The sequence below is a fragment of the Pseudalkalibacillus sp. JSM 102089 genome (assembly GCF_041366475.1).
In the GTDB taxonomy this organism is placed as follows: domain Bacteria; phylum Bacillota; class Bacilli; order Bacillales; family Guptibacillaceae; genus Guptibacillus; species Guptibacillus hwajinpoensis_B.
This window is the reverse complement of sequence record NZ_JBEWYW010000007.1, coordinates 23,179-35,451: the sequence shown is the minus strand read 5'-3', so window position 1 is coordinate 35,451 and position 12,273 is coordinate 23,179. Positions and strand designations below refer to the sequence as shown.

Genomic DNA, 12,273 nt, shown 5'->3' with positions numbered 1-12,273 from the left:
AAGAAGAAAGAAGAAAGGATGACTTGCTCTTCTGTACCTAGTAATCCTGTTTTGGATTTGCGATAATATAGACGACCTATCGAATGGAGGCGGTATGATGTGGATTGAGAAGTTATATCTTAAAGCGCCATATGACGTAGATCGACTTTTCCAAAGAATGAGAATGGATCCTCTTCAGTACGTCGATGGTCACAATCAACAATTTAAGATTCCTCTTATTATTAATAATGAAAAAGCCGTATATACAGTTCAATCAACTGGAAATCGTAAATACCCTTGCTTTGAGATATACGGAAATGATGTAAGTAATAAGGAACAAGCGATTACTCAGATTAGTCAAATGTTTGACTTTCATATGGACATTGAAGGGATTTCGTCAGTACTAAAAGAAACAAATATTCGATCATTGATGAATAATTACCTCGGTATGCCAATTATTTGTGAGCCTGACGCTTATTGTGCATTACTGAAGAATATTGTTCATCAGCAGCTTAATATGAAGTTTGCGTATACGCTGACCTATCGTTTTGTGACAAGCTATGGAACTGAAATGGATGGCGTGTGGTTCTATCCTGAACCAGAGGTGGTTAGTCGTTTAACTGTTCAAGAATTACGCGATTTACAATTTAGCAAAAGAAAAGCAGAATATGTGATTGGAATTGCTGAAAAGATTGTATCAGGAGAGCTTGATTTAGAGAACCTCAACAATTTAACAACTAAGGAAGTATATGATGAACTGCTTCCAATAAGAGGTGTTGGTCCATGGACAGTTGAATGTGTACTGCTTTTTGGACTAAGACGGAAAGATATATTACCCGTAGGTGATGTTGGGATTCAAAATGCCATTATGAAATGGTTTCAATTATCAACAAAACCTACAAAAGAAGAAGTCGGTAAGTATAAAGAGAAATGGTCTCCGTATTCAAGCTATGTGTCCATGTATTTATGGGAAAGCTTAAGCGGTTAAGTAGAAGGAGAGATATTTTTGGATAACAAAAATGTGAAAGGGACAGGGCTTACGAACGGTCAAACAATTCCTTTAACAATTAAACGATTGGGGATAAATGGAGAAGGGGTCGGTTTTTTTAAGAGGACAGTGGTATTTGTTCCTGGGGCACTACCTGGGGAAGAAATTACAGCTGAAGTCACAAAGGTTTTTTCAAATCGTGCTGAAGCAAAAATAAAAAGGCTTCGAAAAAAATCGAATGACAGAACCACTCCACCATGTCCGGTATATGAAGAATGCGGAGGATGTCAGCTCCAACATTTAAGCTATAAGGCACAACTTCGTGAAAAACGAGATATTGTGATTCAGTCGTTTGAACGGCATGCAAAATTGGGTGAAAAGGACATAACGATAAAGCCCGTAATTGGAATGAAAGATCCCTGGAACTATCGAAATAAAAGTCAGCTTCAGGTAAGAAAGCAAAAGGGAAAAGTCATTGCAGGATTATACGGAGCAGGGTCACACGAGCTTGTGGAACTGACAAACTGTTTAGTACAACATCCGGAAACAAATCGAGTCACTCGTCAAGTTGTGAAGATCCTCGAGGATTTAAATATTTCGATCTATCATGAAAAGAAGAGGAAGGGGCTCGTTCGTACAATCGTAACGAGAGTTGGATTTGAGACGGGACAAATCCAATTAGTGCTTGTCACTTCAGAAGAGAACATTCCTCGGAAAGAATTACTTATTAAAGAAGTGAAGAAAAGGCTTCCTGATGTGAAGTCGGTTATTCAAAATGTAAATGGGCAGAGAACATCTCTAATATTCGGTGATAAAACCTTCGTATTAGATGGGGAAGAAGTAATAGAGGAATCATTAGGAGATCTAAATTTCGAATTATCTGCTCGTGCCTTTTTCCAGCTAAATCCCACGCAAACTGTTCACCTCTATGATGAAGTGAAAAAAGCTGCTGCGCTTACTGGTAAAGAAAACATTATAGATGCTTATTGTGGAGTAGGTACGATTGGATTATGGCTTGCCGGTAATGCGCGAGAAGTCAGAGGGATGGATGTCATTAAAGAATCGATTGATGATGCAAGAAAGAATGCTAAAAGTCACGGTTATCAGGAGAAGATGACTTACGATGTAGGTAAAGCAGAAGAGGTCGTTCCTAAGTGGATAAAAGAAGGGTTCAAACCAAACGTAATTGTGGTAGATCCACCGAGAACTGGCTGTGATGAGACGTTATTAGCTACGATGGTAAAAGCAAAGCCAGATCGAATTGTTTATGTATCCTGTAATCCTTCAACGCTTGCAAAGGATTCTTCTTATTTAATAAAAAAGGGATATGAGCTTCAGCATTTACAGCCAGTCGATATGTTCCCACAAACGTCTCATATCGAAGTAGTATCTGTTTTTAAAAGAAACACAGGAAATAAGGAATAGTTACAAACTTATTTATGGATAAAATCAGTAGTTAAACCTTTCCGACTGGAAGCTAAATACAGTCATTAACACTTTCCACAGACTTATACACAAGATGAATAGATGTTTATAGCGTTACTAACAAGTTTATCAACAATATCCACAGGTTGATAAGAGGTTATCAACAGAAAGAGTTGTTTATAATAAGTGTGCTCTAAAAAAGGAAAGGTACCTGTTATCCACATTGTTAACAGCTTGTGCGTAACTTTCTTGTTAACTTCTGAATCGCTATTTTTTTCTGAAATCAAAAAGGGACCGATATGGTCCCCTTTTTGATTATTTGTTTTTCTTCGCGCGCTGGTTTGCTGCCTTTGATCTTTCAGCTGCTTTCGCATCAGCGGTGTCGAATTCATTTGCGAATTCTACATCCTCGTTTTGTGCTGATGGAATTGGATTTTTAGCTTGACGCTTTTGTTTACCTTCTGAAAAATTTGGACGTTTTGCCATCTTAATCAGCTCCTGTAAATGTGTTTGGAGAAGATCTCTCCACTCATTAGAATGGCTCGTTTTTGTTTAATTATTCGTCTTTATTTATGCCCAGCTCGGTCAGCACGTTTGAATTCTCTTCCGAAAAGAACATCTTGGGTCTTCGTTAGCGTCATTTTTGCTTCCTTATTTTCTCTGCCTTTACGTTTATCCATAATAACCCCTCTTTTCCTTAAGATGCTACTAGCATTGCCATCACATAAAGTTCTATGCACATGTGGATAAAAGCAATGACCAGGGGCTGATAGTAACGCTGTGGATTATGACACTCTACAACAAAAAGTCAAAAGAAATAAGGCAATAAAAAAAGTTCCTTTAAGAGGAACTTATGCTTCTAATTGAACTTCAACTGTTTCTGTACCTTCGCGCATGACGTGAAGGTGATAGTTATCGCGTTCAATTTCATATAAATGATATGATTTCTCTCCAGTATTAATTTGCTTATAAACTTCAGGCCATTTCTCATTAGCTTTCTCAACATAAGGGATTTTTTCTGCCGCTTTTTGAGAGCGAATGTTATCCTTATTAATTCTCATGAAAATTGTATTAATTTGCTTATCAAAAAACAGTTCATTGAAGAAAGCTTCTTTCGCGATTTGATTATAACCTTTGCCGTGGTAAGGGGTACCAATCCACGTTCCAAGAAAGCCAGTTTGATGTTCAATATCAAACAAATTAATTGTACCAATAGGTGCACCCCATTCATCAAGAATGGTCCTTGAAATTAATTCTCCCTGTTCCTCAGCTTCAATAAGTTGTTTTGTTAAGAATAGATATTCTTCGTAAGAGCTTGCTTTATGACGCACGAATGGGAAGACAGCTGGGTCAACCATCAAGTCAAATAGCACATGACATTCCGACAGGTCACGATGTTTAATCATGAGTTTCCCTCCTGTCGAGGGCAGACTTATCCCCACCCTCGAATAATAGTATGTTGAATTATTATTCGGGGTGGGAATCGAACCCACTAGGACCAGTCACTGCTGGTGGCGCACCAATTGCCTTCCCATATTCAGATATGAAGTTGTTAGTTCATTTTATTGTAATTACAAAAGTATCATACTCGATTTATTTAAAAAAAGATACTAGTTTTTTGCGTATTTTTCACTTCTAAATGTAAAGCTTTTGTAAGTGTCTATGTGACAAGAAATTTAAGCCATTTTAACGAATAATTTCTCCGTTAATCATCGTCAATATTGGACGGGCATCGTACTGGAATGGATGATTAGACCAGAGCACTAAATCGGCATCTTTTCCAACTTCTATACTTCCAATACGGTGTTCGACTCCAAGACTTTTAGCGGGATTTAGTGTAATTCCTTCAATCGCTTTTTCTTCGCTTAACCCTTCTCTAACAGCAAGCGCTGCACAAATATTTAAGTACTGAATAGGAACGTATGGATGATCTGTTGTGATTGACACTTCAATCCCGTGGCTATTCAGAATGCCATAAGTCGCCCAAGTTTTGTTCTTTAATTCTATCTTCGAACGTCTCGTCATAGAAGGTCCTACAGTTACTTTAAGGTTCTGTCCACTAAGTTCATCTGCAATAAGATGGCCTTCTGTACAATGCTCAATTCTGAGATCAAGATTAAACTCCCTAGCAAATCGAACAGCTGTTAATATATCGTCTGCACGGTGAGCGTGAATTCTGACAGGAATTTCACGATTTAGTGCTGCAATAATGGGTGAAATTCGTGGGTGCTCTATCTGATTAGATCTCCCAGCATCATAGAACGCTTCTCGAAGAAGGCCCATAATTCCCATGCGGGTAATAGAATCATTATTGGAGTGACTATGAACCCGTTTCGGGTTTTCACCTAATGCAATTTTTAGACCGGCGGTTTCTCTGACAATCATTTTCTCTACGTTCTTTCCATGCGTTTTCAGAACAGTTGTTATACCGCCAATAATATTCGCACTTCCAGGCATAACTTGAACAGAAGTTACGCCAAATGCAATCGCATCTTTAAAACCAACATCGAGTGGATTTACACCGTCAAGTGCCCTTACATGGGGGGTTAGAGCTTCAACGGTTTCGTTTGCATCATTGCCAGCCCAGCCAGTGCCTTCGTCATAAAGGCCTACATGTGTATGGGCATCAATGAAACCGGGTAAAAGGTGATAACCTTTGCCATCAATTACGGTCATATCAGCTTCTTCAGATATAGAGGGGGAGACTTCATGAATAAGGCCGTCCTTTACAAGAACATCAGCACATGGGAGTAATGGTGATGAAACTGGATAAACTCGAGCTTGCTTAAATAATATCGTCACATTATTCACCTATCATCTTTTAGTTTTATAACGACACATCGTCGAAAACAGCTAGTTAATCCATTATATCCATTATCCATCATCGGTACTACATCATCGAATGTGTAGATGTCGAAGGATATTTTAATTGAGATACAAACTTTTCATAAACATAACGATTTCACTTTTCTTAGAAAATAGGTAATGCTTCTATTCAAATGAAGGGAGGGTTTGAAAAAACCTGCTGGTTTAGACCAGCAGGTTCTCTAATGCGTCTTTTAATTTAAGGTAGCGGAAAGGGTAGCCTAATTCTTTAGCTTTCTGGGGAAGAACGCACTGTCCTTTTAATACAATCCCACTTTTTTCTCCTAGAGCTGCTTGAACAGGTGCTTCAGGAACAGGCATCCAGTGAGGTCGATTCATTACTTCCCCAATTGTTTTACCAAAATCATTCATTCTCTTTGGTTCAGGTGCGGTTACGTTTAATGGCCCCTGGACAGAGTCGTGATCAACAGCAAATCGAATCATCCCAACTACATCCATAATATGTACCCAGGAATACCATTGTCGTCCATCACCAAGTTTACCACCCATAAATAATTTATATGGCAAGGTCATCAAAGGAAGGGCTCCTTCTTCGCCAAGGACAACACCAAATCGCGCAAGAACGGTACGAACTCCATGATTCTGTGCTTTCATTGCTTCATCTTCCCATTTGCGTGTAACATCTGCTAGGAAGTCAGAACCAGGTTCTGTATCATTTTCGGTAAATGATTTATCAAGTGATGAACCATAAAATCCAATAGCAGAAGCGTTTACAAGAACGCGTGGTTTATGATCAAGTTTTTGAATGATGGAAATGATCTCTCTCGTTGACGAAATGCGGCTGTCTAGAATACGCTGTTTACGCTCTTCTGTCCACCGACCGCTGTTAATTGATTCGCCTGCAAGGTTCACGATGGCGTGAATCTTTGGGAGGTCCTTCTCTGGCTCAGCATCATCCTGAAGCCACTTTACATAAGTAACCCCTTTTTTTATAGGTTTGTTTGCAGGGTTCCGTGTGAGAATAAATACCGAATGCCCGTCATTAACAAAAGAGTCTGTTAGTTCACTTCCAACAAAACCAGTTCCTCCGGTAATCGCAATGTTCATATCATCTTCCTCCTAAGCGTACGCGATATACTTCTACTAGTTCTTTACCCATATTCATATTCCTCTAATCAAATGCTTTAACTTCATTCGTTTATTCAGAAAGTGCTACAATGTGAGTGGAGGTGAGTGCATTGGTCAAGGTTACGCGTATAACAACGCAAAAAAACAATAACGAACGATTTTCGATATTTATAGATAAAGGTTCAGGTGAAGAATTTGGTTTCGGTGTTGACCAAGATGTTCTGATCAGCTTTGGTCTTCGAAAAGGTGTCGAATTAAGCGACGAGATGCTTGAAGGAATTCATTTTGAAGACCAGGTGAAAAAAGGCATGAATTACGCGTTAAATTATTTATCTTACCGGATGCGCTCTGAAAAAGAGGTGAAAGAATACCTTACTAAAAAGGAAATACCTGAAGAGGCATTCGAAGCTATTTTCAAAAAGCTTCATCGCTATGGATACGTGAATGATCTTGAATTCGCTATTGCTTTTGTAAGAACAAAAGTAAATGGAGGCGGAAAAGGTCCATTTGTCATCGCGCAAGAGCTCAACCAAAAAGGAGTTAATAAAAAGATGACCGATAAAGCACTCGAAGAATACTCATATGAGCAACAGCTTGAGATTGCAATTAAGTTAGCTGAGAAAAAAGCATCAAAGCTAAAGACTTCCTCAGCAACGGAACAAAGACAGAAAGTAAATCAGGAACTAAGAGCCAAAGGCTTCGATCGTGACATCATTCAGGAAGTGATGCAGCAAATCGATCTAGAAAAAGGAGAAGACGAGGAATGGGAAGCGCTCGTGCTTCAGGCCCAAAAAGCGGAACGACGCTATAGCAAACTCGAGCGCCGTGAATTCGATCATAAAATGAAACAATTTTTATATCGTAAAGGTTTTCCTTTTCCGCTTATTAATAAATATCTAGAAGAACTTAACGATCAATAAATATCTCATTCTGTCCTTCATCTTCCTCGATAATTTGGAGGGCTTTCTCAAATGGGGATTTAAGTCTTGATAAATCATTAATATGATCGGATTTTGCCCAAAATGGAGTATTCATCCCTCCCATATAAACAGCAGTTGCACTGGCACCGGTGCTCTCTAGTTCTTTCCATAAGCTCTCAGTAAACCCTCTTATCGCATATTTAGAAGCGACGTATACAGTTTCGTGATTTTTCCCTTTTAAACCAGCGGTAGAAATAATATTCATGATGCGACCTTCCGTGCTTTTTAATGTAGGGAGGAACGTTTGTGTTGCAAAAATGGTGCCTTTCACATTTGTATCAATAACCTTATGTATATCAGAAATAGTAATGTCTTCTAAAGCCCCGAACGTTCCTGTACCAGCATTGTTTACAAGCATGTGAATTTGTAGATTATCCCGATCCATTGCTTGTTTCAGTTTTTTAAGTTCTTCAGGATCAGTTATATCGCATTCATAAATGGAACAAACACCTTTATTATCTTTGATTTCCTGGTCAATGGATTCAAGTTTTTGTTTGGTTCGACCAACAAGTACGACATGGTGTCCTTTAGTTGCCCACTGTTTTGCAAGCTCAGCTCCGAGACCAGAACCGGCACCCGTAATTAAAATGGTTTTCATATAAAATCACTCCTTTCGGTAAGCGTAGCATATTTTTGTCAGGAAGTAGAAAATGAACTATACTTGGGGAAGAATTGATGATGATGGAGGTCAAGGATGGAAAAGCGTTTCAGTGATATGAGTGAGCAGGAAATAAGAAATGAAATTGCCCTCTTAAGCGAAAAAGCACGTAGAGCGGAGCAAATGGGCATGGTCAATGAATTCGCCGTTCATGAACGAAGGATTGCACTTGCTAAATCGTATTTATTAAACCCGGATGACTTTATACCCGGCCATAAATATGAAATTGACGGTGATCCAGGTTCTACGTTTATTATCGATTATATGAATGGAACGTTTGCATGGGGAAACCGTGACGGTAGCGATGAGATTGAAGCATTTCCTATTTCGATGTTAATTCAAAAAGAGCAGCAGTAACGCTGCTCTCTTATTTCATCATTTTACGATCGTTTACGTGTTTGTACCTGTAGAACGATATCGTTATAAGTTTGCTGCGTTTCTCCATTCACCTGATTATGAGCGTGTTTTGGATTTGCACGCGGAGATTGGAATGGATCCTCATATTTCGGATGAAGTCTATCTCGGTTATTTTTTCCCATAGATGCTACCTCCTGTATAAGAGAATTATCCCTGACGGTGGCCTGTCCGATTTGAAGCATTCATCCGCTCTTGTGGATGAGTGTTAATCGACCCGTCAGCACGTTTTGATGCGAATTCTTCTTTTGCGCGGGGTTCACCAGAAAATTTAGCATCTGGAAATCCGGTTTTTTTATTTCTCATCAGCGTGCGCCCCTTTCCAATATCGTGTTGTGAATCAGGCACACCATTAGTATGCGAATTCGGTCGGAATGTTATGTGCCAAACAAAGTTATTTATTAGACAGAATTTGAATTACACCACGAAAGGAGAATGCCTCATGGAAGACTTATTTCAAAGGCTTACTCATAACCTTCTTGAGAAAAATGATCACCTCTCTTATGGTCAAGCGAGAACAATGGTAGAGTTGCTTTGGGAGGATTTTGAATCGTCAAGAGCCAAGGCTGGCAGAGAGTATAAAGGTCAGGATGTAACTGAAAAAATTGTTAAGCAATGGATTGACTACTATGGTCCTGTTTTACACGATTTCATGATGAATAATCCAAAATATAAAGGGTATTTTGGAGATGACAGAAGCATAAAACATTAAACAAAAACCGGCTGGGCACGTTATGTGCCCAGCCGGTTTTCTGTGTTATAAATTAAGTTAACGACTAATCAAGAGCGGGGTCTAATTTCTTTCGTAACGTATCTTCGCTGTAAACCCATCCAGTATAAGAACTCGTTATTTCGAGCTGATCTTCCATTTGTACCACGGCGACAAATGGATAATGCCCTTTATTTCGATAGCGAAGATCGATAAAGCGAACTTCATATCCAATTTCTTTTTCTTCAATCTCCCATCTATAAACTGGTGAGAATGAAAGAAATGCACTTAAGTTAGGGTCTTCCTTCGCAGATTCCAGTACTGGTGTTTTAGGAACAGGAACGCGATCAAATACGTCTTGAATATGGATCGTAGTTCCTTCAGCGCGAGCTACATAAAACTGTGTCTCAGATTTAACTGCGATATGCCACCTGCTCCAACGAATTGTTGGTGAGACGATCACTTCGACTGCATCTGGAATTCGCTCTCTCACAGCATGAATCACTTTCTTCTGTTCAATTATTCTCCAAACATAATAGAGAATAAGAATGCCGTAGATCGTGAGGAAAGTGTACCCAGGATTGACTCCCAAATACCAGAGAATTAATCCACCAATATGACTGAGAAAAATAAATGGATCAAAAATATTAATGACGCCAAGAGCTACCCATCTGTTAGAAAATGGCCTAATGGCTTGCGTTCCATATGCGTTAAAAATATCGACAAATACGTGAATGAAGACAGCAAGAAATGTCCATAACCAAAGGTGGAGCCAATTTGTTTCAGGAAAAAACACCATTATTCCGCTGCTAATGATGATTGGCCAGAGAAGAACTGCAGGAATGGAATGAGTAATTCCACGATGGTGTCGGATATAGACAGCGTTATTTTTAAGTTTAAGCACAGTATCAAAGTCCGGGGCCTGCGATCCTATTAGCGCTCCAATTAGAACGCTTTGAGCGGTAATGGGGTCCTGTGCAATAGCTGGATCTAACGTTGCAAGAGCTCCAATCCCCAGTCCCATGACCACATGTGTCCCAGTATCCATAGGCTAAGAATCCTCCTTATGAAACGTATCGATCGTTTCGCTAACGATCGTAAATAGACCAAATGAATTTATGTCTAATTTGCATTCTTTATTTAGTTATACCCAATTTGAACGAATGTGAAAAGTTAAAAGGTGAATGAAAAGGTATGATGCGTTATTATATGTGATAGACGAAGGTTGAGGAAGTTTGTTAGTAAATTTAAATAAATCTTTTAACACCATTTAATATACCATATCGGAGAGTTGATCCATGACAGAGAAAGTGACAGACCTTTTACATTATTTCGAGGAAAAGCAGTTCCAACAGGACCTTATTGCCTGGTTTAAAAAAGAGCAGCGTACACTACCTTGGCGTGAGAATCAGGATCCTTATCGTGTGTGGGTATCTGAAATTATGCTACAGCAAACGAGAGTAGACACTGTAATCCCATATTTTGAGCGGTTTATGAGCCTTTTTCCTACTGTGGAGGCACTTGCCAATGCTGAAGAGGCAGATGTATTAAAAGCCTGGGAAGGGCTTGGTTATTACTCAAGGGCGAGAAACCTTCAAAGTGCTGTTCGAGAAGTAGCAGAGACTTATAACGGTATAGTGCCGAATGATCCCAAGCAAATATCTGAACTTAAGGGAGTAGGGCCCTACACTGCTGGGGCAATTTTGAGCATTGCTTATGACATACCACAGCCAGCTGTTGATGGAAACGTGATGCGTGTTCTTTCGCGAATTATTGGGATTTGGGAGGATATTGCTAAACCATCAGCAAGAAAGACGTTTGAAGAAGTAACTCGACGAATTATTTCCGATGAGGATCCATCCTCATTCAATCAGGGGATGATGGAGCTTGGTGCGATTGTATGTACACCAAGATCCCCTTCGTGTCTTCTTTGCCCTGTACAAGAGCATTGTAGAGCCTTTGCTGAAGGGTCGCAGGAAGAGCTGCCAATTAAATCAAAGAAAAAAGCCCCCAGACCCGTACCGATTGCAGCTATAGCTCTTGAGAATAATGAAGGCAAATTTCTTATTCGACAGCGTCCGGAGAAAGGACTTCTGGCAAGCTTGTGGGAATTTCCAAACGTTGAATTAACAGAAGGTGGCTTGAAAGAAAATCAGCTCAAACACCATTTACAAGATACTTATGAAATTAACCCTAAGATTGAGAAAGAATTATCCTCGTTTAATCATATTTTTAGCCATTTAAAATGGCAATTAACAGTTTATAAAGGATCATTTATTGGCCATATCGATCATGAAAAGGCGAAAATGGTTAGTAAGAATGAGTTGCGAGATTATGCCTTTCCTGTCGCTCACCAAAAAATTGTCAATTTGATTCTAGAAGGAGATGAAGCAGAGTGAATTTGAATCTTGAAAACAAGCGCGTTCTTATTACAGGAGGCTCTAAGGGAATTGGAAAGTCGATTGCGAAGGTATTCTATGAAGAAGGTGCGAAAGTGGGGATTTGCGGTAGAAATCGTGATGCTCTCGAATTGGCTAGGAAGGAAATTGGTCAGGACTTAGCCATTTTTGAAGCGGATGTGACGGATGAGCGGAAGCGCGTCCAGCTCATTGATTCTTTCATCATGCAATTTGGTTCACTTGATATCTTAGTAAACAACGCCGGGGGAAGCAGTGGTTCGACAATTATGGAGACGGATATATCTCAATTCCATAAAGCAATGGAGCTTAATTACTACTCAGCGGTACACCTTAGTCAGCTTTCTGCCGAAATCATGAAGCAACAGGGAAGTGGCGCAATCATCAATATTTCTTCTATCTTCGGTCGTGAATCTGGTGGGAAACCAACTTATAATAATTCAAAATCGGCTATGATTAGTTTTACTAAAGCTATGGGTGATGAGCTAATTAAAGACGGTGTCCGCGTGAATGGGGTTGCTCCAGGAGCCATTCTGCACCCATCAGGGAACTGGCAGAAACGACTTGATGATAATCCTGAGAAAATAGCTGAATTTGTAGATAAAGAAATACCAGGAGGAAGATTTGGGACAACTGACGAAGTGGCGAATGCCGTTGTTTTCCTTGCCTCTGAAAAAGCTTCATGGATTGTTGGTGCGACAATCAACGTCGATGGCGGACAATCGAAATCAAATTTCTAACATTTACTT

General features: G+C 39.5%; 16 protein-coding genes. 7 read left to right on the top strand and 9 right to left on the bottom strand.

The window, feature by feature from the left end:
* Positions 1-97 precede the first annotated feature (97 nt).
* On the top strand, positions 98-967 hold the full coding sequence (locus ABVF21_RS15195) for a DNA-3-methyladenine glycosylase family protein (protein ID WP_303533915.1): 870 nt from the start codon (positions 98-100) through the stop codon (positions 965-967).
* Positions 968-985: 18 nt separating this feature from the next.
* Positions 986-2,392, top strand: coding sequence for a 23S rRNA (uracil(1939)-C(5))-methyltransferase RlmD (gene rlmD, locus ABVF21_RS15190; protein ID WP_371018518.1), 1,407 nt, complete (start codon positions 986-988; stop codon positions 2,390-2,392).
* A 315-nt stretch (positions 2,393-2,707) separates the two neighbouring features.
* Here rlmD and ABVF21_RS15185 read toward each other — a convergent pair whose 3' ends face one another.
* From ABVF21_RS15185 to ABVF21_RS15165, 5 genes are all read right to left on the bottom strand, one after another.
* Positions 2,708-2,878: a YfhD family protein gene (locus tag ABVF21_RS15185; RefSeq protein WP_194220106.1), complete on the bottom strand. Its 171-nt coding sequence runs from the start codon at positions 2,876-2,878 to the stop codon at positions 2,708-2,710.
* 80 nt (positions 2,879-2,958) lie between these two features.
* The gene (locus ABVF21_RS15180) at positions 2,959-3,072 is read right to left on the bottom strand and encodes a YfhE family protein (protein ID WP_194220105.1); all 114 of its coding nucleotides are present in this window, start codon (positions 3,070-3,072) and stop codon (positions 2,959-2,961) included.
* A gap of 171 nt (positions 3,073-3,243) precedes the next feature.
* Positions 3,244-3,798, bottom strand: a complete 555-nt coding sequence (locus tag ABVF21_RS15175; protein WP_303533921.1) for a GNAT family N-acetyltransferase — start codon at positions 3,796-3,798, stop codon at positions 3,244-3,246.
* A 280-nt stretch (positions 3,799-4,078) separates the two neighbouring features.
* Positions 4,079-5,194, bottom strand: a complete 1,116-nt coding sequence (locus ABVF21_RS15170; RefSeq protein WP_303533923.1) for an amidohydrolase — start codon at positions 5,192-5,194, stop codon at positions 4,079-4,081.
* Positions 5,195-5,422: 228 nt separating this feature from the next.
* Positions 5,423-6,325, bottom strand: a complete 903-nt coding sequence (locus ABVF21_RS15165; protein WP_303533926.1) for a TIGR01777 family oxidoreductase — start codon at positions 6,323-6,325, stop codon at positions 5,423-5,425.
* Positions 6,326-6,456: 131 nt separating this feature from the next.
* Here ABVF21_RS15165 and recX point away from each other — a divergent pair, with 131 nt between their 5' ends.
* A complete protein-coding gene (gene recX, locus ABVF21_RS15160) occupies positions 6,457-7,266 on the top strand; it encodes a recombination regulator RecX (RefSeq protein WP_303533928.1) in 810 nt (269 codons plus the stop codon).
* Here recX and ABVF21_RS15155 read toward each other — a convergent pair.
* Positions 7,253-7,924: an SDR family NAD(P)-dependent oxidoreductase gene (locus ABVF21_RS15155; protein WP_371018517.1), complete on the bottom strand. Its 672-nt coding sequence runs from the start codon at positions 7,922-7,924 to the stop codon at positions 7,253-7,255. The two genes, recX and ABVF21_RS15155, sit on opposite strands and share 14 nt — an antisense overlap.
* A gap of 96 nt (positions 7,925-8,020) precedes the next feature.
* Between ABVF21_RS15155 and ABVF21_RS15150 the strand changes: the two genes are divergently transcribed.
* On the top strand, positions 8,021-8,341 hold the full coding sequence (locus tag ABVF21_RS15150; RefSeq protein WP_371018516.1) for a YfhH family protein: 321 nt from the start codon (positions 8,021-8,023) through the stop codon (positions 8,339-8,341).
* Positions 8,342-8,364: 23 nt separating this feature from the next.
* On the opposite strand, the gene ABVF21_RS15145 is transcribed toward ABVF21_RS15150, so the two are convergent.
* Both ABVF21_RS15145 and sspK read right to left on the bottom strand, forming a co-directional pair.
* Positions 8,365-8,523 carry a YpzG family protein gene (locus ABVF21_RS15145; RefSeq protein WP_194220098.1) on the bottom strand — a complete coding sequence of 53 codons (159 nt, stop codon included), beginning with the start codon at positions 8,521-8,523 and terminating at the stop codon, positions 8,365-8,367.
* A 25-nt stretch (positions 8,524-8,548) separates the two neighbouring features.
* On the bottom strand, positions 8,549-8,704 hold the full coding sequence (sspK, locus tag ABVF21_RS15140; protein ID WP_371018515.1) for a small, acid-soluble spore protein K: 156 nt from the start codon (positions 8,702-8,704) through the stop codon (positions 8,549-8,551).
* Positions 8,705-8,840: 136 nt separating this feature from the next.
* Between sspK and ABVF21_RS15135 the strand changes: the two genes are divergently transcribed.
* Positions 8,841-9,110, top strand: a complete 270-nt coding sequence (locus ABVF21_RS15135) for a YfhJ family protein (RefSeq protein ID WP_159781055.1) — start codon at positions 8,841-8,843, stop codon at positions 9,108-9,110.
* A gap of 64 nt (positions 9,111-9,174) precedes the next feature.
* Here ABVF21_RS15135 and ABVF21_RS15130 read toward each other — a convergent pair whose 3' ends face one another.
* Positions 9,175-10,155, bottom strand: coding sequence for a metal-dependent hydrolase (locus ABVF21_RS15130; RefSeq protein ID WP_303533935.1), 981 nt, complete (start codon positions 10,153-10,155; stop codon positions 9,175-9,177).
* 250 nt (positions 10,156-10,405) lie between these two features.
* Between ABVF21_RS15130 and mutY the strand changes: the two genes are divergently transcribed.
* Positions 10,406-11,506 carry an A/G-specific adenine glycosylase gene (mutY, locus tag ABVF21_RS15125; protein WP_371018514.1) on the top strand — a complete coding sequence of 367 codons (1,101 nt, stop codon included), beginning with the start codon at positions 10,406-10,408 and terminating at the stop codon, positions 11,504-11,506.
* The gene (locus ABVF21_RS15120) at positions 11,503-12,264 is read left to right on the top strand and encodes an SDR family NAD(P)-dependent oxidoreductase (protein WP_371018513.1); all 762 of its coding nucleotides are present in this window, start codon (positions 11,503-11,505) and stop codon (positions 12,262-12,264) included. The genes mutY and ABVF21_RS15120 overlap by 4 nt, the downstream gene beginning before the upstream one ends.
* The last annotated feature ends 9 nt before the right edge of the window (positions 12,265-12,273 follow it).

Bases quoted from the DNA above. Each gene is read 5' to 3' on its own strand.
- ABVF21_RS15180 (WP_194220105.1), bottom strand. From the start codon at position 3,072: ATGGATAAACGTAAAGGCAGAGAAAATAAGGAAGCAAAAATGACGCTA.
- ABVF21_RS15175 (WP_303533921.1), bottom strand. From the start codon at position 3,798: ATGATTAAACATCGTGACCTGTCGGAATGTCATGTGCTATTTGACTTG.
- ABVF21_RS15155 (WP_371018517.1), bottom strand. From the start codon at position 7,924: ATGAAAACCATTTTAATTACGGGTGCCGGTTCTGGTCTCGGAGCTGAG.
- ABVF21_RS15145 (WP_194220098.1), bottom strand. From the start codon at position 8,523: ATGGGAAAAAATAACCGAGATAGACTTCATCCGAAATATGAGGATCCA.
- ABVF21_RS15165 (WP_303533926.1), bottom strand. From the start codon at position 6,325: ATGAACATTGCGATTACCGGAGGAACTGGTTTTGTTGGAAGTGAACTA.
- sspK (WP_371018515.1), bottom strand. From the start codon at position 8,704: ATGAGAAATAAAAAAACCGGATTTCCAGATGCTAAATTTTCTGGTGAA.
- mutY (WP_371018514.1), top strand. From the start codon at position 10,406: ATGACAGAGAAAGTGACAGACCTTTTACATTATTTCGAGGAAAAGCAG.
- ABVF21_RS15135 (WP_159781055.1), top strand. From the start codon at position 8,841: ATGGAAGACTTATTTCAAAGGCTTACTCATAACCTTCTTGAGAAAAAT.
- ABVF21_RS15130 (WP_303533935.1), bottom strand. From the start codon at position 10,155: ATGGATACTGGGACACATGTGGTCATGGGACTGGGGATTGGAGCTCTT.
- ABVF21_RS15195 (WP_303533915.1), top strand. From the start codon at position 98: ATGTGGATTGAGAAGTTATATCTTAAAGCGCCATATGACGTAGATCGA.
- ABVF21_RS15185 (WP_194220106.1), bottom strand. From the start codon at position 2,878: ATGGCAAAACGTCCAAATTTTTCAGAAGGTAAACAAAAGCGTCAAGCT.
- ABVF21_RS15150 (WP_371018516.1), top strand. From the start codon at position 8,021: ATGGAAAAGCGTTTCAGTGATATGAGTGAGCAGGAAATAAGAAATGAA.